This window comes from Yersinia sp. 2553 StPb PI, assembly GCF_052217105.1.
GTDB classification, from domain to species: Bacteria; Pseudomonadota; Gammaproteobacteria; order Enterobacterales; family Enterobacteriaceae; genus Yersinia; species Yersinia enterocolitica_E.
This window is the reverse complement of the sequence record NZ_JAZGPX010000002.1, coordinates 3,749,133-3,773,399: the sequence shown is the minus strand read 5'-3', so window position 1 is coordinate 3,773,399 and position 24,267 is coordinate 3,749,133. Positions and strand designations below refer to the sequence as shown.

The window sequence follows — 24,267 nt, the reverse complement described above, 5'->3', positions numbered from 1 at the left end:
AGTGAGTATGAGCGCAGAACCCCATCAGTTATACAGTCAGTTACCCGCAATAGATCGCCTGCTACGCGAGCCAGATGTTGCCCCTTTAGTGGCTGAATATGGCCCTGTTTTATTGACCGATATTTTGCGTCAAATGCAGGTTGAGGCTCGTGAATATATCCGCCAATTTCATTCACTGGCTGATTGGTGCAGTGACTGGCCAACAGCATTAAAGCAGCGTTTACATAGCCGCCAATCCGCGTTAAAACCCGTCTTTAACCTTTCCGGTACCGTATTGCATACCAACTTGGGCCGTGCCCCATTGGCTGAATCAGCTATTGCTGCGGTGAATGATGCGATGCGTGGCGCGGTAACACTGGAATACTCTCTGAGTGGTGCCGGGCGTGGCCATCGTGACCGGGCTATCGCCGATTTGCTGTGTGAGCTGACCGGTGCGGAAGATGCTTGTATCGTGAATAACAATGCTGCTGCGGTGTTTCTCATGCTGACGGTAATGGCGGCGGGGAAACAGGTAGTGGTTTCTCGCGGTGAGCTGGTGGAGATTGGTGGTGCTTTTCGTATCCCGGATGTGATGCGACAGGCGGGGTGTGAATTGGTCGAAGTGGGTACCACTAATCGCACGCACCTTAAAGATTACCGCCAAGCCATAAATGAACACACTGGCCTGCTGATGAAAGTGCATACCAGCAATTACAGTATTGAAGGTTTCACCGCCTCGGTTGCCGAAGCGCAACTCGCAACATTAGGCCATGAATTCTCCATCCCGACCGCCACCGATCTGGGCAGCGGTTCGTTGGTGGATATGACCCGCTATGGTTTGCCAGCAGAACCAATGCCACAGCAATTGATTGCAGCGGGTATCGATTTAGTCACCTTTTCGGGCGATAAACTGCTGGGTGGCCCACAGGCCGGGATTATTCTTGGCAAAAAACAGTGGATTGAGCAGCTACAGCAGCACCCACTTAAGCGGGTGTTACGCGCCGATAAAATGACGCTGGCCGCACTGGACGCCACCTTGCGTCTCTATCAGCAGCCAGACCGGTTGACAGAGTTGCTGCCAACCATGAGGTTACTCACCCGGCCAACACAGGTTATCGCCGAGAGTGCACAACGGGTATTGGGTGCTCTAACCGCTCGTTATGGCACCGATTTCACGCTGGCGGCAGAACCTTGCTGGTCGCAGATCGGTAGCGGTTCGCTACCGGTAGACCGTCTGGCCAGTTGGGCGGTAACGTTCGCACCAAAAGAGGGGCGTGGAAGTGCTCTGGAAGCCCTAACAGCGCGTTGGCGCGGTTTGGCTAAGCCGGTTATTGGCCGCGTGGCTGATGGGCGTTTGTGGCTCGATTTGCGTTGCCTGGAGGATGAGGCGGCGTTGCTCAGGGAATTGGCTCGATGATTATTGCAACAGCAGGCCATGTCGATCATGGCAAAACGACACTCTTACAGGCTATCACCGGGGTGAATGCGGATCGCCTGCCGGAAGAAAAACAGCGCGGCATGACCATTGATCTGGGTTATGCCTATTGGCCCCAGCCCGACGGCAGCGTTATGGGTTTTATCGATGTCCCCGGCCATGAGAAGTTTTTAGCCAATATGTTGGCGGGCGTGGGCGGTATTGATCATGCTTTGCTGGTGGTTGCCTGTGATGATGGTGTCATGGCACAAACCCGCGAGCATCTGGCGATTTTGCGCCTCAGCGGTCGCCCCACGTTGACCGTGGCACTGACCAAAGCTGATCGGGTTGATGATGAGCGTATCGAACAGGCTCGCCAGCAGGTGCTGGCAGAGCTGGCGGCACAGGGCTGGCAAGCAGAGCAAGTCACTTTGTTCGTGACGGCGGCGGCGACCGAGCGTGGCATTAACGAATTACGTGAACATCTGGCGCAATACCACCAACAAAATGCACAGCACAGCCGGTTACAGCGGCGCTTTCGTCTGGCTATCGATCGTGCATTCAGTGTGAAAGGGGCTGGCTTGGTGGTAACGGGCACGGCGTTGGCAGGTCAGGTGGAACTCGGTGATACCTTATGGCTCACCGGCGGCGACTGTCCGGTGCGGGTGCGTGGTATCCATGCCCAAAATCAAAATACATCACAGGCGCAAGCTGGCCAGCGTATCGCCCTGAATATCAGTGGCGATATCAGCAAACAACAGATCAACCGCGGTGACTGGCTATTAACGCAACAGCCGCCGCAGGCCACGGAGCGGGTACTTGTCATTGTGGATGCTGATACACCGATCCAACATTGGCAACCTTTACATCTGCATCATGCCGCCAGCCATATTACCGGGCGTTTTTCGCTGCTGACCAATCCACAACCTACCGACGAGAACCCCCAGCCGATACTTGCTGAACTGCTGTTGGATAACCCGCTATCGCTGGCTGAAAACGATCGTCTTATTCTGCGTGATATTGCGGCGAAGAAGACCTTGGGCGGTGCTCGGGTGATTCATCTGACGGCCCCCAAACGCGGCAAACGGCAACCTGCGTATTTATCTTGGTTAACCGCGCTGGCCCAGGCAGCCTCTGACCGTGAAGTGCTAGATTTACATCTGGCCCAAGGGCCGGTTTCTTTGTCTGACTTCAGTTGGGCACGCCAGCTAACTGAACGTGATATGGCGGACTTACTGGCGCAGACCGATAGCGTTGTCGCCGGTGATATCGCACTCTCGCGCCCTCATGCTCAGCAAGGGCAACAAACCTTATTACATGTCCTGTGCCTGTATCATCAACAGCATGGTGATCAGTTAGGATTAGGGCGGGCGCGCTTGCGGCGTATGGCGTTGCCAACGCTGGATGAAGGGCTGGTATTCCGTTTGATTGATGATCTGCTGGCTGAAGGGGCGCTAAAGAATACCCGTGGCTGGCTACATCTGCCAGCTCATGGCCTGGCATTTACTGCCGAGGAGCAGGTTCAGTGGCAGCAGGTCGCATCCTATTTTGCCGATGACCCTTGGTGGGTGCGCGATTTGGCGGCACAGATGCAGATTGAAGAAGGTGAGATGCGCACACTATTGCGCAAAGCGGCACAACTGGGCTATATCACAGCAATTGTTCCTGATCGCTACTATCGCAGCCAGCGTATTGAGCAATTCGCTGATTTGGTACGTGAGCTGGATGCCAGCCAGGGCAGCGCCTGTGCCTCAGATTTCCGCGATAGACTGGGTGTTGGCCGCAAACTGGCGATTCAAATCCTTGAATTCTTTGACCGCAGTGGGTTTACTCGCCGCCGAGGTAACGACCATTTGTTGCGTGACAGTGGGCTATTTCTTAATACATCTCCTAATATGTAATTTTTACGATATCCAGCGCATGAGATGTATTAATTGTTGGGTGCTGCTTTTGGCGCTAACCTAATTCGCAAGGATAGTTATATGGCGTGACAGCTTTTCAGCTTTAAAGTTACGCTAACAAAAATATTTAGCGGGAGAAAAGCGCTGCTTCTCTCCCGCTTTAAAACTACTCCGCAGTAACCGCCTCCGGCTGACGGCGAATAAATATCATCACCAAGCCCAGCCACAGCAAGCCACTGATCAGATTGAACAGGTTAAAGATACCGCTGTTGCCCCACAAGTAAGCGATTTTGGCAAACTCAATGCCGAAGGTGAATACCATCATACTGATCATCCCCATGGCGGCAGATACCGTACCTTTACTGATATCACTGGCGAACAGTGTCAACCGCACCAAACCGGCATTAGCCAAGCCAATACCAAAGGCATACAGGCTCAGTCCTGCCGTCATCCACAGATAAGCATGGGATGAATAGAGCGTTGAGCCTGCGGCAACCAGCAAGCCAATAATCATCGGACCGGCACCGTAGCGGATAAGACGTGGAATACTGGTTTTGCCGCTCAATCTCGCCAGTGTCAGATTACCAATAATCAGTGCGCCGAAAATGGGCACCTGCAAAACACCATATTCAACAGTGGATAGCTGCTCACCGCTGATCAAAATGACAGGTGATTGCGCAATCCACGCCAGCAATGGCAGGCTGGCAAAGCCTAACGCCAGGGAACCACACATGAAACGGCGGTTGGCGAGCACCAGCTTATAGTCATGCCACATCGCTGCCACTGACAGTTTCTCCCCTTTCAGAGCGGCGGTTTCCGGCATGGCGCGCCATAAGCCCACAAATGAAATGGCCCCCAGCACGGCAAATAGCACAAACATTGCCTGCCACGGAGCGACATGAATCAAGGCGGCCCCCGCCAGAGGGCCGAGTAATGGGGCAATCAAGGCGACATTGGCCATTAACGCGGTAATTTTAATACAGACCGCTTCTTCAAATGATTCCTGAATAGTGGCGTAACCGACGGCACCAATAAAGCATAAGCCGATCCCTTGCAGGAAGCGCATGGCGATGAACTGTTCGATACTATTGACCAGCAAGATGGCAAGGCATGTCACCACAAAGAATGCGACACCGAACAACATTACCGGGCGGCGCCCACGGCGGTCTGACAACGGCCCAAGTAACCATTGCAAGAACATCCCGCCAGCCAGATAGGCAGTCATAGAGGTCGGAACCCACTCAATACTGGCATTAAAATCAGCCACTACGGCGAGCATACCTGGCTGGATCATATCGTTAGCGATATAAGCGGCAAATTCGAACAATACTAAACAAAGAGGGAATAAAAGCGCCCGTCGACCTAAACGTGTCGCGGGTGAAAATGAAGTTTGCATAAATTAAGCTATTAATAATAAACGTAAAAAAGGATACGGCTCAGGCAGGGTGTGCATTCAAAGCGCGTCAGGTCGGTTATTTTGCCGTCAATAGAGGAATATGGCAATGCCAATTATTTTGGGGATACGTTAAATTTACGTTATTGTTTGCAACCTGATTATTGATGCCGTAAATAGATCAACGCTTTTAGTATGCTGACAGGTGATAGAGAGTATGCATGACCAATAAGATTGGCTGGATTGATAATTTGCGGGCGGTGGCCTGCATTATGGTGGTCATGATCCATGCCACAACCTATTACGTCACCAGTGGTGCTCAGGTGGGTGAGGCTAACTGGGATATTGCCAATCTGCTCAATTCTGCTTCTCGTGCCTGCGTGCCCCTGTTCTTTATGATCTCTGGTTATCTGTTTTTTGGTGAAAAAAGTGCACAGCAAAAGCACTTCACCCGAATTGGGCTATGCCTGCTGTTCTACAGTGTGATTGCCCTGATTTATATTTCGATCCTGACGCCGATCAACGGTTGGAGCTCACTACAGAATATCCTGCAAAAACCGGTGTTTTATCATCTGTGGTTTTTCTACGCCATTATCGTGGTTTATCTGGTATCACCACTGATTAATGTCAAACCGGTGTCAGGCCGCTATCTGGCGGTGGTGATTTTACTGCTGGCAGTGCTAGCCAATCCCCAAGCCAGCAAATATTCGATTGGCGGTTTCCATTTATTGCCAATCAACCTCTATATCTACGGTGATACTTTTTATTACTTGCTGTACGCGCTGTTGGGGCGGGCAATTGGAATGTTGGAAACCAAAGGCAGGGTGATCAGTTGGGGGGCGGCATTGCTGTTTATCACCAGCGTAATATTTATTGCCATCTCAACTGAAAAGCAGACGCGGATTAATGGCAGTTTTGCGGATACTTTCTATATGTATTGTGGCCCGCTGGTGTTCGTTGCGGCGGTATCACTGCTGGTGTGGTTTAAAAACTGCATGAACCAGCAAATTGGCTGGCTAAGCTGGCTCGCCGGGCATTCATTGGCGATTTACGGCTTCCACGCGCTCATTATTCACTTTATTCGCACCCATCATTACGATTTTACGGGTTATCCGATACTGGATATTTTCTATGTTTTCGCACTGGCTCTCGCCCTGAGCACTTTGCTATCCATGGGATTACAGCGCATTGACCGGCGGCGTCTGGTCAGTTAACCACGACCTGCCCACGCTGTTGTGCGCGCCGAAGCTGGCGGCCGGAGGAGAACCCGGCAGCCAGTGCGGCTTTCTCCAGATTAAACCCTTCTTGCAGGCGAACTTCGGCCACTGCGACTCGCAATTGTTCGTGAAATTCACGCACACTGATCCCGACATGTTCGCGGAATAATCGTGTTAAATGGCGGCTACTGACATGTGCTTTCTGCGCGACCTGAAGCAGTGACCATTCGGCTTCCGGTTCTGCCGACATCACATCCTGCGCGCGGTGTACGGCGGGATGCAGGTGATTGCGGTAACGTAACCAGGGGGAAAGCTGCGGATCATCGCCAGACCGTCGAAAATAAACCACCATTTCCCGTGCGACTTCTAATGCAGTTTGTGGGCTGCAATAGCGGCTAATCAGATGCAAAGAGAGATCAATACCCGCCGTAATTCCGGCGCTGGTATACACGCCACGGTCTTCAACAAAGATACGGTTTTCTTTGGTTTGTGCGGCGGGTGCCTGCTGACGTAATCGCTCAAGTACATTGTGATGAGTGGTGCATTGGTAGCCATCCAGTAGCCCCGCTTGTGCCGCCAGTAATGCACCGGAGCAGACACAAACCAAGATTATTTTTTGCTGTGTAATGGCTATTTTTTGCTGTTGTAACCAGTGACGGGCCACTGCGGCCGTTTCGGTTGCAAAGTAGTGGCGTGAGTCGCTCACTCCCGGCACGACCAGTAAACTGCCCTCTGGCAAGCGGTCAGGCAGTGGTTGTAACTGGCCTAGCACCATGTCGGTGGAAGCCGTCACTTGCGGCAATGGACTGATATAGAAGAGATTAAATGACCCTGCCAACCGTAAGGTTTCAGCCGGGCCAGTTAAATCCAGCGACAGCACGCCGGGAAGCAATAGGAAATAGACATTTCGTTGCATGGTTAATCCACAGTTACCGTCAGATAACGGTTCAGATAAGCCGGAATATCCGGGGTGTGCTGTAGCAAAGTAGCAACAAAAGCATCGCGTTCAAAGGCCATAACCTGCAAATCCCACACACAGAACGATTCATCCCGTGCCGCACGCCACACTCCCTGCTCTTGTACCCAGACTTTCACGCGCAATTCATTCTCATTGTCCCACCATCCAACAATCAGGTAATTCAGTGTTTTCCCCTGATGCTCAATCACAAAACCAATGCCTGGGCGGTTCACCGTTTCTGCTTCTTCAGGTAACCACTGCCCAACTAACTGATAAGCGGGGGCGTAATATGGTGTGTCACCTTGGGCCTGCGAGTAACGAATAACATAGCGCTTCAACTGCCACTGCTTAAGATATTTAACGTCAGCAGGGGTGATATCTCGTGGCAAATAAGGCTGTGGCTGCCAGTTTACTGTTTTTTCTGCAACCACCTCTGACGGCCGAGTATCCAGAGCATCCAGTGTTTTCGCAACGGTACGGATGGTGGCAAACCGATCGACTAACACGGTTTCAGTGCGCAGCTTTAATTCTTCGCTACTCAATACCACACCATTTGGCTGCATCATTGGGAAGGTTAGCGTAGCTTCAGTCACGAAGGTCACTTGATAACCTAAATCCGATGCCACACGGGCGGTGGTTTCACAGCATTGCTCAGTACGCATACCGGCAATAATTAGATGATCTATCTGCCTTTCCTTTAGCCACTGATCCAGACCTGAATCAGTCAGCGCGTTATGTACCCGCTTTTGTACGGTAACATCTGCCTGATGGGAAACCAGCGACATTGGTTTAACATAGCCTGACGCCAGTGAGAAAGGCCCTTCTGGGGCGACATGAAAAACATCGACCAGTGCCACTCCTCGCAGTTTACAGCCGGTAATTAATAGATTCAGTGCCGCCGAGAAGGCGGGTAAGTCTTGCTGCTGCCAAAAAGATTTATGTTCGAAAGATTGTTGAACATCAATAATCAGTAATGCGCTGTTAGTCATTTCCGGCCCTCCGCCGTATGGATGTAGCTCAATCATGGGCTGGTTTTAACTAGAGCGGAATGCCAAATCCGGCCATCATAGGGTGTAAAAGGGACCAGTTAACCATTTGTTTATACCCCTTATGCTTCAACTTGCTGGTGTATTAGTTGTGCTAGCCTGCATTTTGCAATCTCGGGATATATATCATTTGGTTTCCAACATCTTTTTTATCGACAAAATTTGACATTAAAAATGTATTCATTGCTTATTATATACAATTTGAATTAATTAAAAGAATAGTTCTATTGATGGCGTATGAATATATTCCTATATTTTGTAGGATTTTTCCTTCAACATTGTTGATGTCTCTGATTTGTCGAATAAACACAGATAAGATTTATTGCTGATATTATAAAAATATTTGAAGTATAACCTTGCTTAGTCAAGCCTATTTGGCATAAATAACTGGGTTTTGATCATAAACATGGCATAAAACACCAAATAAATTATATATAACGATCGATTTGGCCGATAAATTCGTATTTACTAGATAAAAAGATCGCGTATAGTCCTACCCATGTCCAGTCGGGGCGAGAACAGCCAGATAATATAAATACATGGGAGTTTATAAAGTATCGGTTACTATTTAATATAAATTACACTTTGATGATTATAATTTAAATATTGAGGATTAATTCTGGAATTTTTATTCTGGAATGCATTCCTATAATTAAATTTTAGTGTCATTTTGTGATTTCATCTTATTGCATTTTTACTTTCATGTTTTTTATTTATTTTATCGTGGTTATAGCCATCGGTAATGACGTGAGCCGTTGATGGCATTCCATCAGCGTATTCTTTAAATATGGTGTCTAAATAAAGGTTTTTTAATATGTCTAATTTTAAGAAAAGTGCATTGATTATTGCGTTGGCGTCTTCTGCTTTCATTTCCCAAGCATTTGCTGCAGATGAAGGTAATGGCCGTATTCATTTTACCGGTACTGTTATTAATGCACCATGCTCTATCGCGCCGAACTCTACTGATATCAGCGTAGATATGGGGCAGGTAGCGAATAAATTACTGGAAACCGGTAATAAATATTCTCAGAACGTTCAGTACAACATTGATCTGCAAGATTGCGATCTGACTGAACAAACCGCAGGTTCAGTAACTTACCCTGCAATGTCTAAAGTTACCGTAACTTTCGGCGGCGTTTCTGATGCAACCTCTCCAGCATTGCTGGCAAACACCGGTAGCGCAGGTGGTGCAGGTATTCGTCTGATCGACACTAACGGCGCATTGCTGAAAGTGGGTGATACCGGTGCTGATGTTAATCTGGTAACTGGCCCGAATCAGATAGTATTCGCAGCGCGCGTTGAAGCAACTGGCGCACCTGTAACAACCGGTACTATCGTGTCCCAGGCTACTTACGCGCTGAACTATAAATAAAATTACCCTTCGTACTTGGCGTTGCAGCAGCGTTAGCGGCACTTGTTTGCTGCTTTGCTGAAACACCAATTACTTTGGGTCATACCCTGCTTATTTGACGTTACAGCGGCGTATGTAGCTTCAATTTAAGGGGAGGATACTCCCCTTTATTAATACTTTGCCATAAGACAGTGATTTATTTATGCAATATAAATCTAGAAGAAAAGAAATGATCTTTCGAATGGTGCAAATATTAACATTGGCAGGTTTGAGTTTATTATTGCCTGGAATGGCTGCAGCAGTAGAGTTTAATACCAATATTATCGATGCAAAAGATCGCAGTAATATCGATCTGTCTCGTTTTGAGGTTGATGATTATACCCCTCCTGGTGATTATCTGCTTGATGTCCTGATTAATGGCCGGCTGTTACCTGAGCGCTACCTGATACCCTATTTACCTGTCGATGATGGGAAATTAACTAAATTATGCCTGTCTCCAGATTTAGTTGATCTGCTAGGGTTAGCTCCGGCTGTGCGTGAGTCGCTGACATTATGGAATGATGGCAAGTGTGTCTCTATTGATCAAAAAGAAGAAATTACGGCAAATTACGATAAAGAAAAACAATATTTAATTATCTCTATTCCACAAGCATGGTTAGCTTACAGTGATCCTAATTGGGTGCCGCCTTCTCAATGGGATGATGGCATTCCCGGCGCTATATTGGATTACAACCTGTTTGGTAATCGTTATGCGCCGAAAAGTGGTAGTAGTAGCACTAATTTTAGCAGCTACGGAACTGCGGGCGCCAATATGGGGCCATGGCGTATCCGTGCTGATTACCAATATATCAATAATGAAACAGAAGGCTCGCACTACAGTAATTTTGACTGGTCACAAGTGTATGCATTTCGGGCTATCCCAGCGATAGGGGCTAAATTTATTGGTGGTCAAACCTATCTCAGCTCCAGTATTTTCGATTCATTTCGTTTTCTGGGGGCATCACTTTCCAGTGATGAGCGGATGTTGCCACCGACACTGCGTGGCTATGCACCGCAAGTGATCGGCATTGCTCGCACCAATGCCAGAGTCATTCTGAGCCAAAATGGCCGTACCCTTTACCAAACCAACGTTGCTCCGGGGCCGTTTGTTATTCAAGATATTAGTGAGGCGGTACAGGGCAATATTGATGTCCGCGTGGAAGAGGAAGATGGTCGTGTAACCACTTTCCAAGTTAGCGCCGCAACCGTACCATTTTTAACCCGCAAAGGTGCCATCCGCTATAAAACGGCTTTGGGCCGTCCGATGCAGGGCAGCAATAACGCGGTAAGTGATCCGACTTTCTTTAATGGTGAGTTTTCATGGGGGGCATTTAATGATGTTTCCTTGTATGGCGGAGTGATTGCTACGTCACAGGACTACACCGCGATAGCCATGGGTGCTGGGCAAAATTTACATGATTTCGGTGCGCTGTCTGTCGATGTTACACATTCCCGCTCTCAGTTACCGCATGAAGGGAAGCAGAGTGGTGAAAGCTACCGGGTTAACTATTCCAAGCGTTTTGACCAGACTAATAGCCAGATTACCTTTGCCGGATACCGTTTTTCCGAAAAGAACTTTATGAGCATGAGCCAGTATTTGGATCGGCTAAATGGCAATAATTATCTACAAAATGATAAGCAAACATACACCGTGACCGCGAACCAATATTTGGCCTGGCCGGATATCACTATGTACTTATCTGCTACCCATAAAACTTACTGGAATGATGTATCCAGTAATAATTACGGTGTTTCTGTCAGCAAAATTTTTGATATTGGCTCTTTTAAAGGCATTTCGACGACAATCTCTGCCAATAAAGTGAAATACCAGTATGAAAGCGAAAATCAGGTGTTCTTCTCATTCAGCGTCCCGATTGGTGTTGGGCAGCAGGTCAGTTATGACGCGCAACGTGATAAGAACAACGGCTACTCGCAGAATATCTCCTATTTCAACAGCCAGGACCCGAGGAATATCTGGCGTGTCAGCGCCGGGGGCGCCAGCCCTGAAATACAGCAAGGAAATGGCGTGTTCCGTGGTGGCTATCAGCATAGCTCCCCTTATGGTGAGTTTGGTGTCGATGCCAGCCATAAAAATAATGAATATAACTCGTTGAATACCAACTGGTATGGCTCGATAACCGCGACTGCGAAGGGTGTTTCAGCTCACCAGAATAAATCGGGTAATGAGCCAAGAATAATGATTGATACCGGCAATGTTTCAGGTGTGTCATTGAATAATAATTCGGCGATTACCAATCGGTTTGGTGTGGCAGTGGTAAATGGCGTTACCAGTTATCAGCAGTCAGACGTTCGGGTTGATGTGCAAAGCCTGCCGGAAGATATTGAAGTCTATAGTACTGTTATTCAAAAAACCCTAACCGAAGGTGCTATTGGTTACCGTGAAATTAGGGCAGTAAAAGGTCAGCAAATTATGGCCATAATCCGCCTCAATGACGGTAGTTTCCCACCACTTGGGTCATCGGTTATTGCTGATAAAACCGGAGCCGAGGTAGGTATTTTAGGCGAAAGTGGCTTGGCCTATTTGGCTGGCTTAGAAGATGCCGGGAAACTGACGGTTCAGTGGGGCAAAAAGCAGTGCAAGATAGTATTGCCGGAAAATAACGGCATGAATTCAGGGAAAATTCTACTTCCTTGTCAGTAGGTTAGGCAGCAATATGGAAAAATATTAATTAAAATAGTTTATTGACCGAAAACTATTATTGACCGTAAATTATTTTTTACCCAAAACTGTTGCTTACTTAAAGCAGTTATTCACAGCATAACGATCTAATTTAGAGCGGAACAGAAAATGAAAGACCTTAATAACATGATGCTGGTTAGGAAGAACCAGCAGATAAATAATGCCATAGTAGGGATTGCCTTATTGCTTACCACGATGGTCAGTGAGGCGGCGATTAATCTTGACCGGACACGGATTATCTTCAACAGCAGCGATAAATCAGCCAGTGTTATTTTGCAAAATCAGAGTAAAACATCACCTTATTTAGCGCAATCATGGTTAGAAAATGCCGCTGGCCAGAAAGTAGATAACCCATTGGTTGCTTTACCGCCAATGCAGCGGATTAATGCCGGCCAAAAAAGTCAGGTGCGCATTATGAAACTGCCTGATGCTGATAAATTAGCTACAGATCGCGAGACGCTATTCTATTTCAACGTGCGGGAAGTACCACCAAAAAGTGAAATGACCAACGTGGTACAAATTGCGATTCAAAATAGAGTGAAGCTATTTTACCGCCCTACGGCGATAAAAGCAGATTATAACGAGGTCTGGCAGGAAAAATTACAGATTAGTAAGCAAGGTGAAAGTCTAAAAATTCATAACCCGACACCGTATTACATCACGTTAGGGTATTTAAGCCAGGATAATCGCGGTAATTTCCCCGGTTTCGATAGCCTAATGATCGCGCCTTTTGGTACTGAGATTGCCAAGACGCCAGGTTATAGTGGCAGTCGTTATAGCATTGGTTATATGGATGATTTTGGTGGCATGGTCATCCGTATTTTTAACTGCTCGGCTGTTGATTGCCAAATTCAACCTGCGGAAAAGAAAAAGTAATGCGCGCAGCCTGTTCCGGTACCGGTAAAGGAATGACAATGACTCATGCTATGTTAAATAAAATGGGCCGGATGGGTGGCTCGGTAGTTATTTTATTGGTGACGCTGCTGTTATCGCAGGCGGCCTATGCCCTTGATTGTGTTGAAAAGGGAACCGGTATTGTGATTAAGCCTGCGATACCTATCGGGCAATTAGCGATACCATCGAATGTTGCGGCAGGGACGAAAGTCTGGGAATCGAACGATATTACTGTTACAGCCTATTGCGATAACGTATTAGGCTCGACGGTTGACCAAGTGTGGTTCTATTTTAACCCGCTACATCAATCGTTGGGGCAGGGGTTGCAATTAGGTGTCAGTTATAATGGGCAGGATTTAGAAACTAACGCGGCCCGTTTAAATACCAATTCCTCTCCGATTGTTAAAGGGCAAAACGTTACCGTTACGGTGACTTTCCGGCTATATATTAAAGTGACCGGTAACCCACCTTCGAGCGGTTATTATGTGGGTGCAGATAACTTCACGGTATTCCAACTTGATGGTTCAACTGGGCTGAATCTGACCTCTGGGGCAAAGAACTTGCGCTATGCCTTATCAGGGTTAACGGGAGTACGGTTTATTGCCTGCGGTGCAGACTTGGTGGTATATCCAGAATCGCAAATCGTGAATTTTGGCGTATTCAATAAAGCGTTGCTACAAAATAGCGGCAATAATATTAGTCAGCCGTTTTCCATTACCGCAGTCAAACAAGGTTGCTTGTCCAATTTTTCTATTCAGGCGCAGTTCTCAACCACGAATCCGTTAGTGGGTGATAATGCCATTGATATGCAAAACGGCACGAAATTGACGATTTATAATGATGCCAGTCAGGCGATTGTATATAACCGTTATAACGAGTTCGCACAGTTGAACGATGTGAGTCAGGTGACAAAAAATTATACTGCCAGCCTGAATGCTATTGCCGGGCAATCAGTGAAATTAGGCCAATTTGATGCCACAGCCATCGTGAAAATCAACTATTACTAATACGCTCAGGGCTGAGGGGTATTACTCGCCAGCCCTGAGGTGTTATTTACTCACATAACGGCAGTAATTGCTGATAGAGCTTTTTGAAGATTGTCCGTTGAGCAGTGTAATAGTGATGGCGATCTGTATCAGGTAAATGGGTTTGTTCCAATATCAGTTCAGGTAATAAGTCCGCTAATGGCGTTTCTGGGTTCAGTGCAATTTGAGCCAACCGGGCTGCGCCCAACGCTGGGCCGATATCCCCCCCGGTACGATATTCCAGCGTTTGGCCACTGATATCAGCCAACATTTGCCGCCAATAGGCACTGCGAGCCCCCCCGCCAATCAATGTGACTGATGTCGGCTGCAATCCGCTGGCATGCACCGCATCCATCCCATCAGCTAAAGCAAATCCCACCCCTTCTAACACCGCACGGGCTAAATCTGCCCTGCCATGTTGGTGGGTAAAGCCCCAGAATGCCCCTTTAGCATTGGGGTTATTATGGGGAGTCCGTTCGCCAGAAAGGTAGGGTAAGAACCATACCGGGGTAGCCGCTGGCGGTGCTTTCTCCACTTCTGCTATCAGTGCAGGAACATTATCGACGCCGGTGAGTTGGCAAGCCCAGTCAAGACAGGATGCGGCACTTAGCATCACCGACATCAGGTGCCAGGTATGTGGTAATGCATGGCAAAAACTATGAACTGCGCTGGCGGGGTTGCTGAGAAAACCGTCACTGACGGCAAAATAGACGCCGGAGGTACCCAGCGACAACATCGCCTGTCCGGTCTGATACAGACCAACACCAATAGCACCGGCAGCATTATCACCACCTCCGGCCACTACCGGAATGGTGTTGATACCCCAGCGGTGGGCAATAGCTGTACTGACATGGCCGGTAATCTGGCTGCCTTCAAACAGTGCTGGCATGTGCTGGCGGTTTAAACCGCAGGCGGCCAACATCTCATCACTCCAGTCACGCTGCGCGACATCCAGCCACATAGTACCGGCGGCATCGGACATATCGCTGGCGAAATCACCACTGATCAGAAAACGAAGATAATCTTTTGGTAACAGTACCTTATCAATACGATTAAAAATATCTGGCTCATGCTCAGCCAGCCATTTCAGTTTTGGTGCGGTAAACCCGGGCATCATCAGATTACCTGTAATCTGGCGCGACTCGGGTACTGCTTGCTCCAGTGCCTGACATTGGGCAAAACTGCGGCCATCATTCCATAGAATGGCTGGGCGCAGCACCTGATGTTGTTTATCCAGTAAGGTTGCGCCGTGCATTTGCCCGGTTAACCCAAGGGCTTTTACCTGCTGCAAATCATGTGCTGCGGCCAGAGCCTGCATGGCCTGATCGGTTGCCTGCCACCAGTCAGCTGGGTTTTGTTCCGACCACAACGGGCGTGGGCGCGAGACGGATAAAGCGGCACTTTGGCTCGCAACTACTTGCCCGTTTTCGGCCAGTAGAATTGCTTTGACGCCGGAGGTGCCCAAGTCGATGCCAAGGTACATATACCTTCCTTATAGGTGAGATTGGGGCAGCGGGTGCCCCATCTTAAACATCAGCCGAATAAATAGCGGTTAACCAGATTTTCTAACTGCTCCTGATGACCACTCTGATGTTGCGGATTCAGGTTATGCTGTTCGGCATAGCGTGCCAGCTCTTCCAGCGACAGTTTACCTTGCAGAATTTGCTGACCCATCTCAGTATTCCAACCGGCATAGCGCTTGGCAACGCGTTGATCCAACTGACCATCTTCAATCATTTTGGCGGCAACTTTCAGTGCCAGCGCCATGGTATCCATCGCCCCAATATGGCCATAGAACAGGTCATATTTATCGGTACTTTGGCGGCGTACTTTTGCATCAAAGTTCAGCCCACCGGTAGTAAAACCACCCGCTTTGAGGATCTCAAACATCACCAACGCATTTTCTTCTACACTGTTTGGAAACTGATCGGTATCCCAGCCCAACTGTGGATCACCACGGTTAGCATCTACTGAACCGAAAATACCTAAGGCAATAGCACTGGCGATTTCGTGATGGAACGAGTGGCCCGCCAATGTGGCATGGTTGGCCTCAATATTTACTTTAATCTCTTTTTCCAGCCCAAACTGCTTGAGGAAGCCATAAACGGTAGCCACGTCATAGTCGTACTGATGCTTGGTGGGCTCCTGTGGCTTAGGTTCAATTAATAGCGTGCCCTGGAAACCGGTTTTATGTTTGTGCTCCACCACCATCTGCATAAAGCGGCCAATCTGCTCGCGTTCCTGGCGCAAATCGGTGTTTAACAGTGTTTCGTAGCCCTCACGCCCGCCCCATAACACATAGTTTTCACCGCCGAGTTTTTTGGTGGCATTCATGGCAGTAAAGACTTGAGTTGCAGCCCAACTAAAGACTTCTGGATCAGGGTTAGTGGCTGCCCCCGCGCCATAGCGTGGATGGGTAAAGCAGTTAGCTGTACCCCATAATAATTTTACGCCGCTGCTCTCTTGTTTCTCGGCCAATACCTCGGTCATAACGGCAAAATTATTAAGATACTCTTTCATTGACGCGCCTTCTGGCGAGACATCGATATCATGGAAGCAGTAATAAGGCACATTCAGTTTATGAAAGAATTCAAATGCGACATCGGCTTTGCGTTTTGCCAGAGCCAGTGCATCCCCCGGATGCTGCCACGGGCGATCAAAGGCATTGCTGCCAAACATATCGGCCCCGCCCCAGCAGAAGGTATGCCAATAACAGGCCGCAAACCGGAGGTGGTCGGCCATTCGCTTACCAAGAATAATTTCATCCGGGTTGTAATGATGAAATGCCAGCGGGTTAGCGCTCTGGCTGCCTTCGTAACGCACTTGTTCTAATTCATCAAAATAAGATTGCATGCAATACTCCTTGGAAGCTGGCCCCGCTTTTGCCGGGCTGATGAGCTTTTATCTTCGGAGTTGTTAGCGATTCTCTCAATTACGTTATTTCACACTTAAATTCAGAGAATTATTAATTGTGGTGTAGATCTCATAAATAACCGCTTAATTATAAAAATGCTTAGATATTCATTACACGGATAACATCCCGTAATGGAATTATGCATTTTATGAGGAAGAAAACATGATCGTTATCATAAAATTAACATTAAACCAAAAAACATAATTGGCGGATGAAAATCTGTAATTGCCGATGTGCAAATAAGCGTCAACAATCCCTATTGCAGTCGATGTTTACCGTTTCTCTTACCCTGCTTGCACAATAAGAAAGGTACCGAAAGATGAAATTTAAGAACATTTTACTCTCCGCATGTGCCGCTCTGGTGATGATTAGCCAGCCCGGATTTAGTAAAGAAATTAAAATCGGTATGGCGATAGATGATCTCCGCCTGGAACGTTGGCAGAAAGACCGCGACATTTTTGTTAACAAAGCTGGATCACTTGGCGCTAAAGTATTTGTGCAATCTGCAAATGGCAATGAAGAAACACAGATGTCACAAATAGAAAATATGATTAATCGTGGCGTTGATGTGTTAGTTATTATTCCCTATAACGGTCAAGTATTAAGTAACGTTATCGCCGAGGCTAAACGGGAAGGGATAAAGGTATTAGCGTATGATCGTATGATAAATAACGCTGATATTGATTTTTATATCTCATTTGATAATGAAAAAGTGGGTGAGTTGCAGGCGAAAAGCCTGGTTGAGCGGGTGCCGCAAGGCAATTACTTCCTGATGGGTGGGTCACCCGTCGACAACAATGCCAAGTTGTTCCGCCAAGGGCAAATGACAGTGCTTAATCCACTGATAAAAGAGGGGAAAATAAAAATTGTCGGTGATCAGTGGGTTGATGCCTGGTTACCAGAAAATGCCTTGAAAATTATGGAGAATGCACTCACTGCCAACAATAACAAGATTGATGCTGTGGTGGCATCCAATGATGCAACTGCTGGCGGGGCAATTCAGGCGTTAGCCGCACAAGGGTTGGCAGGGAAGGTGGCTATTTCCGGTCAGGATGCTGATTTGGCTGCAATAAAACGAATTGTTGCGGGTACGCAAACCATGACCGTATATAAACCAATCAGTAAATTAGCCAATGATGCGGCAGAAATTGCAGTCACCCTGGGTAAAGGTGAGGAACCAAAAGCCAACAGTAAATTAAATAATGGTATAAAAGATGTTCCTGCTTATTTATTAACACCGATTCAAGTTGATAAAAGCAATATTGATAGCACTATCATAGCCGACGGATTCCACAAAAAAGCAGATGTTTATTGATTGGCATATTGCTGATTGGACTTTGTAATAAACGGCCAGTTATTTAATTTATTAACATGGCCGTTATTTAATGTAGCCGCAATGCTATAAAATCAGCAGTATTAAGGAGGGGTTATGCCCTACCTGCTAGAAATGAAAAATATTACTAAGCAATTCGGTGTGGTTAAAGCCGTAGATAATATCAGCCTGACATTAGAGGCCGGACAAATATTATCGTTATGTGGTGAAAACGGTTCGGGGAAATCCACACTAATGAAAGTGTTATGTGGTATTTATTCCACCGGTTCTTATCAGGGAGAAATATTTTTTTCAGGCGAAATGTTACAGGCCAAAAATATTCGTGAAACAGAGCAAAAGGGCATTGCGATAATTCATCAGGAACTGGCGTTAGTGAAACAGATGTCGGTGCTGGAAAACATGTTCCTCGGTTCCGAATGGGGGCGCTTCGGCATTATGGATTACGATGCCATGTATTTACGCTGCCAGCGGATGTTGGCACAGGTCAAACTGGTCGTCGACCCTCACACTCCCGTCGGTGAGTTGGGCCTTGGGCAGCAACAGCTCGTTGAAATTGCGAAAGCGCTGAATAAACAAGTGCGGCTACTGGTATTAGATGAACCTACCGCCTCACTGACTGAAAGTGAAACCGCTATTTTGCTGGATATTATCCGTGACCTGCGAAACCACGGTATTGCCTGTATCTATATCTCGCATAAATTGAATGAAGTCAAAGCGATATCCGATCATATCTGTGTGATCCGCGATGGTCGTCATATTGGTACCCGCCCGGCGGCGACCATGAGCGAAGATGACATTATCGCTATGATGGTAGGCCGCGAACTGAAAGAGCTTTACCCCCATGAAGCCCACCATATTGGCGAAGAAATTCTACGGGTGGAAAATCTCTGTGCCTGGCATCCGGTCAACCGCCATATTCGCCGGGTCGATGAGGTCTCTTTCGTGTTGAAACGTGGCGAGATTCTAGGTGTTGCCGGGTTGGTAGGCTCAGGTCGAACCGAAACAGTGCAATGTCTGTTCGGCGTCTATCCGGGCCGTTGGCAGGGAGATATTTTTATTGATGGTAAACCGGTGACCATCAACACGTGTCAGCAGGCGATGAAATTGGGCATTGCGATGGTGCCAGAAGATCGCAAAAAAGACGGCATCGTACCGGTGATGGGGGTGGGCGCGAATATCACACTGGCGGCCTTGGATGATTTTACCGGTGCTTTTAGCATGCTGGATGATGCCAAAGAGCAATCCACCATTGCGCAGTCTCTGGCGCGGTTAAAGGTCAAAACCTCTTCATCAGAGCTGGCGATTGCCCGCCTTAGCGGTGGTAATCAGCAAAAAGCGATTCTGGCTAAATGCCTGTTACTGAACCCGAAAATTTTGATTCTCGATGAGCCAACTCGTGGTATAGACATCGGCGCAAAATATGAAATCTATAAACTTATCAATCAATTGGTCCAGCAGGGAATTGCGGTCATTGTGATTTCTTCTGAATTGCCGGAGGTTTTGGGATTAAGTGATCGGGTGTTGGTCATGCATCAGGGGCGCATCAAAGCTGATCTCATTAACCATAACCTGACCCAAGAAAAGGTCATGGAAGCCGCACTCAGGAGTGAAACCCATGTCGCAAGCTAATCAGTCTGAACTGAATACACCAGAAAATGGCGTTAAAAAGCCACTATTTCGGCTAAAATCAGTTAATTTGCAAGTTTTTGTCATGTTGGCCGCTATTGCCATTATTATGCTGTTTTTCACTTTTACCACTGAAGGGGCCTATCTCAGCGCCAGAAATATCTCGAATCTTCTGCGCCAAACGGCGATCACCGGCATCTTGGCGGTGGGGATGGTGTTTGTCATTATCTCAGCGGAGATTGATCTGTCGGTCGGTTCGATGATGGGGTTGCTGGGCGGTGTGGCCGCGATTTTTGATGTGTGGCTTGGCTGGCCGTTACCGCTAACCATTGTGGTTACGCTAGGCTTGGGGCTAGTACTGGGGGCATGGAACGGTTGGTGGGTTGCCTATCGCAAAGTTCCTTCATTTATTGTCACCCTTGCCGGAATGCTGGCTTTCCGTGGCATCTTAATCGGTATTACCAACGGCACCACGGTATCGCCAACCAGTAATGCGATGTCACAAATCGGCCAAAGCTACCTGCCTAATGGATTCGGTTTTGGTATCGGGGCGATTGGCCTGATGTTGTTTGTGGCCTGGCAATGGCGTCGGCGTAGTCACCGTATTCGGCTGGGTTTGCCGGTTGCGGCACCCCAGGGAGATGTTACTCGCCAATCTATTACTGCTGTAATAGTTCTTGGGGCTATATATTTATTGAATGATTATCGTGGTGTCCCTACCCCGGTATTAATTCTTACGGCGCTGATGCTGGCCGGTATATTTATGGCTACCCGGACTGCTTTTGGTCGCCGGATCTACGCCATTGGCGGCAATATCGATGCAGCCCGTTTATCTGGGGTCAATGTAGAACGCACCAAACTGGCGGTATTTGCTATCAATGGATTGATGGTGGCAATAGCCGGTCTGATTCTTAGTTCCCGCCTGGGGGCGGGTTCACCTTCTGCGGGTAATATTGCCGAATTGGATGCCATCGCAGCTTGTGTGATTGGTGGTACCAGCCTTGCAGGGGGTATCGGCAGTGTTGCTGGTGCCGTGATGGGCGCATTTATTATGGCTTCTCTCGACAATGGGATGAGCATGCTGGATGTGCCGACTTTCTGGCAGTACATTGTCAAAGGTGCGATTTTGTTGCTGGCTGTATGGATGGATTCCGCGACCAAACGCCGGGTTTAACCCTATCTTTTTGCAGAGAGATCAATGCCATACTGCGTTGATCTCTCTGCTTATTGAGTCTTGATATCCCACCTATTTCAGGAGCCATTCCCATGTTTGAGAAACGCTACCGGATAACCTTGCTGTTTAACGCTAACAAAGTATACGACCGGCAAGTGGTGGAAGGGGTCGGTGAGTATTTACAAGCTTCACAATGTGATTGGGATATTTTTATTGAAGAGGATTTTCGTTGCCGTATCGATAACATTCGAGATTGGCTGGGTGACGGTGTTATTGCCGATTTTGATGATCGGCAGATAGAGCAATTACTGGCGAATGTAGATGTCCCGATTATTGGCGTGGGTGGTTCTTATCATCAACCGGCAGATTATCCGCCGGTCGATTATATTGCGACGGATAATGCAGCGCTGGTTGAGGCTGCTTTTATGCACTTGAAAGAAAAGGGTTTAAATCGTTTTGCTTTCTACGGACTGCCTGCCAGCAGTGATAAACGCTGGGCACAGGAGCGAGAATATGCTTTCCGACAGTTAGTGGCGGCGGAGCAATACCAAGGGGTGGTTTATCAAGGAATGGCTACCGCGCCGGCTAACTGGCAATACACCCAGAACCGCCTGGCGGACTGGGTGCAGACCTTACCACACCAGACCGGGATTATTGCTGTGACGGATGCGCGAGCGCGACATTTGCTCCAAGTGTGCGAGCATCTGGATATTGCGGTACCCGAGAAGCTGAGTGTTATTGGTATTGATAATGAAGAGTTAACCCGCTATTTATCGAGGGTGGCACTCTCTTCGGTGGTGCAGGGAACCCGACAGATGGGCTATCGGGCAGCTAAGTTGTTGCATCAACGCCTTAATCAGCGTCAGAAACAACAAGAGACAGCGCCATTACAGCGCATTCTGGTGCCACCGGTTAAAGTCATGGCCCGCCGCTCAACCGATTTTCGCTCGCTACGTGATCCGGCAGTGATTCAGGCGATGCATTATATTCGCCATCATGCTTGTAAGGGGATTAAGGTTGAGCAGGTATTAGATGCGGTAGGAATGTCGCGCTCAAATCTGGAAAAACGCTTTAAGGATGACATTGGGCAGACCATTCATGGCGTAATTCATGAAGAAAAGCTTGATCGGGCGCGTAACTTATTGGCTGCCACTTCCTTGCCTATCAATGAAATATCGCAAATGTGCGGTTATCCATCGCTACAATACTTCTATTCGGTATTCAAAAAAGGCTATTCCATTACCCCGAAAGAACACCGCGATAAATATGGCGAAGTGAGCTATTAACTGATTCGGTACTCTCAATAATGTCTCATCCCACTCTTACTTGAGGGGATTATTCATCATGTTTATTGAATGGCTAGCACCATACAATAAACAAGCTATAATCACCGCCTTACACCATTCTTCCAAATGGAAGATCATCGTCCCCGGTGGGGCGGCTGGACTTCAAATCCAGATGGGGCCGCCAGCGGTCCCTGGCAGGTTCGACTCCTGTGATCTTCCGCCAAGGCCTATCTCCTGCTTTCTCTATTCGTCAATAAATCCTTTTATAATCATATGGTTATATGGAAAGTAGTCTGTCTGAATCTACCGTGGTCTACTGGTTTCTACCCTGTGCTGGGGGCATAATTGGGGGCATAAAAATACTGTCATTTTAGAGATGCCCCCAAATGAAACTCAATGCCCGCCAGGTAGAGACTGCAAAGCAGAAAGAGAAATCCTACAAGTTGACTGATGGGGGAGGGTTATATCTCGAAGTCAGTGCCAGTGGGGCGAAATACTGGCGTATGAAATACCGCTATGGCGGCAAAGAGAAGCGCATTGCTTTTGGGGTTTATCCCCATGTATCGCTGGCCGATGCACGTCAAAAACGAGAAACGGCGAAGAAGCTTTTAGCCTCCGGAACAGATCCCGGAGAGACTAAAAAAGCTGAGAAATTGGCGCAAAAAATAGCGATGGAAAATAGCTTTGAATTAATGGCGCGGGAATGGCATAAAAATAAAGCCGATCGCTGGTCATTGCGTTATCGCGAAGAAATTATCGATACCTTTGAAAAAGATATTTTCCCCTTTATTGGCCGTCGCCCAATAGCTGATATTAAACCAATGGAATTGCTGGAAACGCTCAAACGCATGGAAAAGCGTGGCGCATTGGAGAAAATGCGTAAAGTACGCCAGCGCTGCGGCGAAGTATTTCGTTATGCCATTATTACCGGGCGCGCGGAATATAATCCGGCACCGGATTTAGCCGGTGCTTTGCAAACCCATAAGAAACAGCATTTACCTTTCCTCACAGCTCAAGAGTTGCCTTATTTCTTACGAGATTTAGCGGGCTATACTGGCAGCATAATTACTAAAACTGCCACTCGGATTATTATGTTGACCGGTGTTCGCACCCAAGAACTGCGTTTTGCCCGTTGGGAGGATCTTGATCTCGATAAAGGCTTATGGCACATCCCTCCTGAGCACATGAAAATGAAACGCCCCCATGTTGTTCCTCTTTCTATTCAAGTTATTACCGCGTTTAAGCAACTCCACCCGCTGACCCATCATTATCCGCTGGTATTCATTGGCCGTAATGACCACCGCAAACCCATCAGTAAAGAGAGCATCAATCAGGTGATTGAACTGCTGGGTTATAAAGGGCGGTTAACTGGACATGGTTTTCGCCACACCATGAGCACTATCTTGCACGAGCAAGGCTATAACTCTGCATGGATTGAAACTCAGCTTGCTCATGTGGATAAAAACTCAATTCGTGGCACGTATAACCATGCTCAATATCTCGATGGGCGACAGGAGATGTTGCAGTGGTATTCAGATTATATGGATAGCCTTGAACTAGGGGGTAATGTGTTGCATGGCACTTTTGGTCAGCGACGATAAGCAGGGTTAAGATTCGGCGGCTTATAAAGAGATAACAGGAGTAATCTCATGATAAACCCAGCGGAAAAGCTCAAGGCAAAGCAGCAGGAATTTATCAGTATCAGGGAGTTGATTAAGCGAATTTCGCGTCTCCACCCCGCGATGAGTCAGGCGCAGATAGTCAACTGGCTGCTGATAGAATTGACAGATGCCAGGGCAGTTACACCGCCGTTATTGATTCAGGACGCGCTCGGCGTGATCCGTTCACCCAGCTTTGATGACCCCAAACTTTGCTATTTTGATCTGCTCTCGGCAGCGATGGCCAACCCTAAAATGGATGGAGCGCCTTATGATGGGTGGATACCTGAAAGTTATAAACCCAGCGAATTTAATCACCGGCCCGATGAGGAGGATGATCACGAACTTCCCTTCTAAG

At 47.8% G+C, this 24,267-nt stretch carries 18 protein-coding genes and 1 tRNA gene; 14 read left to right on the top strand and 5 right to left on the bottom strand.

The genetic code is table 11. The features are described 5' to 3' along the window. The first annotated feature begins 7 nt into the window (after positions 1–7). Together selA and selB are read left to right on the top strand one after the other, a co-directional pair. Positions 8–1,396: an L-seryl-tRNA(Sec) selenium transferase gene (gene selA / locus V2A84_RS18755; RefSeq protein ID WP_083161455.1), complete on the top strand. Its 1,389-nt coding sequence runs from the start codon at positions 8–10 to the stop codon at positions 1,394–1,396. Beyond that, positions 1,393–3,294, top strand: coding sequence for a selenocysteine-specific translation elongation factor (gene selB / locus V2A84_RS18750; RefSeq protein WP_083161453.1), 1,902 nt, complete (start codon positions 1,393–1,395; stop codon positions 3,292–3,294). Before selA ends, selB begins: the two co-directional genes overlap by 4 nt. Before the next feature lie 166 nt (positions 3,295–3,460). On the opposite strand, the gene V2A84_RS18745 is transcribed toward selB, so the two are convergent. Beyond that, positions 3,461–4,690: an MFS transporter gene (locus tag V2A84_RS18745; RefSeq protein ID WP_083161451.1), complete on the bottom strand. Its 1,230-nt coding sequence runs from the start codon at positions 4,688–4,690 to the stop codon at positions 3,461–3,463. A 218-nt stretch (positions 4,691–4,908) separates the two neighbouring features. Here V2A84_RS18745 and V2A84_RS18740 point away from each other — a divergent pair, with 218 nt between their 5' ends. Next, on the top strand, positions 4,909–5,901 hold the full coding sequence (locus V2A84_RS18740) for an acyltransferase (protein ID WP_083161449.1): 993 nt from the start codon (positions 4,909–4,911) through the stop codon (positions 5,899–5,901). Here the strand turns inward: V2A84_RS18740 and V2A84_RS18735 are convergent. After that, positions 5,894–6,820, bottom strand: a complete 927-nt coding sequence (locus V2A84_RS18735; protein WP_083161447.1) for a GlxA family transcriptional regulator — start codon at positions 6,818–6,820, stop codon at positions 5,894–5,896. The two genes, V2A84_RS18740 and V2A84_RS18735, sit on opposite strands and share 8 nt — an antisense overlap. 2 nt (positions 6,821–6,822) lie before the next feature. Further along, a complete protein-coding gene (locus V2A84_RS18730) occupies positions 6,823–7,851 on the bottom strand; it encodes a cysteine hydrolase family protein (RefSeq protein ID WP_193784752.1) in 1,029 nt (342 codons plus the stop codon). 871 nt (positions 7,852–8,722) lie between these two features. Here V2A84_RS18730 and V2A84_RS18725 point away from each other — a divergent pair. The 4 genes from V2A84_RS18725 (at position 8,723) to V2A84_RS18710 (ending at position 13,900) form a co-directional block, all read left to right on the top strand. Then, complete coding sequence (locus V2A84_RS18725; protein WP_083161443.1) at positions 8,723–9,280, top strand: fimbrial protein; 558 nt, start codon at positions 8,723–8,725, stop codon at positions 9,278–9,280. A 220-nt stretch (positions 9,281–9,500) separates the two neighbouring features. Then, on the top strand, positions 9,501–11,960 hold the full coding sequence (locus V2A84_RS18720) for a fimbria/pilus outer membrane usher protein (RefSeq protein ID WP_227746574.1): 2,460 nt from the start codon (positions 9,501–9,503) through the stop codon (positions 11,958–11,960). A 147-nt stretch (positions 11,961–12,107) separates the two neighbouring features. After that, complete coding sequence (locus V2A84_RS18715; RefSeq protein ID WP_083161439.1) at positions 12,108–12,875, top strand: fimbrial biogenesis chaperone; 768 nt, start codon at positions 12,108–12,110, stop codon at positions 12,873–12,875. A 38-nt stretch (positions 12,876–12,913) separates the two neighbouring features. Beyond that, the gene (locus tag V2A84_RS18710; RefSeq protein ID WP_083163973.1) at positions 12,914–13,900 is read left to right on the top strand and encodes a fimbrial protein; all 987 of its coding nucleotides are present in this window, start codon (positions 12,914–12,916) and stop codon (positions 13,898–13,900) included. A 46-nt stretch (positions 13,901–13,946) separates the two neighbouring features. On the opposite strand, the gene xylB is transcribed toward V2A84_RS18710, so the two are convergent. Both xylB and xylA read right to left on the bottom strand, forming a co-directional pair. After that, complete coding sequence (gene xylB / locus V2A84_RS18705; protein ID WP_083161437.1) at positions 13,947–15,401, bottom strand: xylulokinase; 1,455 nt, start codon at positions 15,399–15,401, stop codon at positions 13,947–13,949. 50 nt (positions 15,402–15,451) lie between these two features. Beyond that, complete coding sequence (gene xylA, locus V2A84_RS18700) at positions 15,452–16,771, bottom strand: xylose isomerase (RefSeq protein WP_083161436.1); 1,320 nt, start codon at positions 16,769–16,771, stop codon at positions 15,452–15,454. 380 nt (positions 16,772–17,151) lie between these two features. On the opposite strand from xylA, the gene xylF reads away from it, so the two are divergent. The 7 genes from xylF (at position 17,152) to V2A84_RS18665 (ending at position 24,266) form a co-directional block, all read left to right on the top strand. Continuing rightward, on the top strand, positions 17,152–18,147 hold the full coding sequence (gene xylF / locus V2A84_RS18695) for a D-xylose ABC transporter substrate-binding protein (RefSeq protein ID WP_083161435.1): 996 nt from the start codon (positions 17,152–17,154) through the stop codon (positions 18,145–18,147). Positions 18,148–18,261: 114 nt separating this feature from the next. Further along, positions 18,262–19,794 (top strand): xylose ABC transporter ATP-binding protein, encoded by a 1,533-nt coding sequence (locus tag V2A84_RS18690; RefSeq protein ID WP_083161433.1) that lies wholly within the window; start codon positions 18,262–18,264, stop codon positions 19,792–19,794. Next, on the top strand, positions 19,781–20,965 hold the full coding sequence (xylH, locus tag V2A84_RS18685; protein WP_083161431.1) for a xylose ABC transporter permease XylH: 1,185 nt from the start codon (positions 19,781–19,783) through the stop codon (positions 20,963–20,965). Before V2A84_RS18690 ends, xylH begins: the two co-directional genes overlap by 14 nt. Before the next feature lie 92 nt (positions 20,966–21,057). Further along, the gene (xylR, locus tag V2A84_RS18680; protein ID WP_083161429.1) at positions 21,058–22,251 is read left to right on the top strand and encodes a D-xylose utilization transcriptional activator XylR; all 1,194 of its coding nucleotides are present in this window, start codon (positions 21,058–21,060) and stop codon (positions 22,249–22,251) included. Between the two features lie 128 nt (positions 22,252–22,379). Next, positions 22,380–22,474 (top strand) — tRNA-Sec (locus tag V2A84_RS18675). A 163-nt stretch (positions 22,475–22,637) separates the two neighbouring features. After that, the gene (locus tag V2A84_RS18670; protein WP_011817421.1) at positions 22,638–23,852 is read left to right on the top strand and encodes a tyrosine-type recombinase/integrase; all 1,215 of its coding nucleotides are present in this window, start codon (positions 22,638–22,640) and stop codon (positions 23,850–23,852) included. Between the two features lie 48 nt (positions 23,853–23,900). Then, on the top strand, positions 23,901–24,266 hold the full coding sequence (locus tag V2A84_RS18665) for a hypothetical protein (RefSeq protein ID WP_057634372.1): 366 nt from the start codon (positions 23,901–23,903) through the stop codon (positions 24,264–24,266). Position 24,267 lies beyond the last annotated feature (1 nt).

Excerpts from the sequence above, each read along its gene's own strand:
- selA (WP_083161455.1), top strand. The coding sequence starts at position 8 with ATGAGCGCAGAACCCCATCAGTTATACAGTCAGTTACCCGCAATAGAT.
- selB (WP_083161453.1), top strand. The coding sequence starts at position 1,393 with ATGATTATTGCAACAGCAGGCCATGTCGATCATGGCAAAACGACACTC.
- V2A84_RS18745 (WP_083161451.1), bottom strand. The coding sequence starts at position 4,690 with ATGCAAACTTCATTTTCACCCGCGACACGTTTAGGTCGACGGGCGCTT.
- V2A84_RS18740 (WP_083161449.1), top strand. The coding sequence starts at position 4,909 with ATGACCAATAAGATTGGCTGGATTGATAATTTGCGGGCGGTGGCCTGC.
- V2A84_RS18735 (WP_083161447.1), bottom strand. The coding sequence starts at position 6,820 with ATGCAACGAAATGTCTATTTCCTATTGCTTCCCGGCGTGCTGTCGCTG.
- V2A84_RS18730 (WP_193784752.1), bottom strand. The coding sequence starts at position 7,851 with ATGACTAACAGCGCATTACTGATTATTGATGTTCAACAATCTTTCGAA.
- V2A84_RS18725 (WP_083161443.1), top strand. The coding sequence starts at position 8,723 with ATGTCTAATTTTAAGAAAAGTGCATTGATTATTGCGTTGGCGTCTTCT.
- V2A84_RS18720 (WP_227746574.1), top strand. The coding sequence starts at position 9,501 with ATGGTGCAAATATTAACATTGGCAGGTTTGAGTTTATTATTGCCTGGA.
- V2A84_RS18715 (WP_083161439.1), top strand. The coding sequence starts at position 12,108 with ATGAAAGACCTTAATAACATGATGCTGGTTAGGAAGAACCAGCAGATA.
- V2A84_RS18710 (WP_083163973.1), top strand. The coding sequence starts at position 12,914 with ATGACTCATGCTATGTTAAATAAAATGGGCCGGATGGGTGGCTCGGTA.
- xylB (WP_083161437.1), bottom strand. The coding sequence starts at position 15,401 with ATGTACCTTGGCATCGACTTGGGCACCTCCGGCGTCAAAGCAATTCTA.
- xylA (WP_083161436.1), bottom strand. The coding sequence starts at position 16,771 with ATGCAATCTTATTTTGATGAATTAGAACAAGTGCGTTACGAAGGCAGC.
- xylF (WP_083161435.1), top strand. The coding sequence starts at position 17,152 with ATGAAATTTAAGAACATTTTACTCTCCGCATGTGCCGCTCTGGTGATG.
- V2A84_RS18690 (WP_083161433.1), top strand. The coding sequence starts at position 18,262 with ATGCCCTACCTGCTAGAAATGAAAAATATTACTAAGCAATTCGGTGTG.
- xylH (WP_083161431.1), top strand. The coding sequence starts at position 19,781 with ATGTCGCAAGCTAATCAGTCTGAACTGAATACACCAGAAAATGGCGTT.
- xylR (WP_083161429.1), top strand. The coding sequence starts at position 21,058 with ATGTTTGAGAAACGCTACCGGATAACCTTGCTGTTTAACGCTAACAAA.
- V2A84_RS18670 (WP_011817421.1), top strand. The coding sequence starts at position 22,638 with ATGAAACTCAATGCCCGCCAGGTAGAGACTGCAAAGCAGAAAGAGAAA.
- V2A84_RS18665 (WP_057634372.1), top strand. The coding sequence starts at position 23,901 with ATGATAAACCCAGCGGAAAAGCTCAAGGCAAAGCAGCAGGAATTTATC.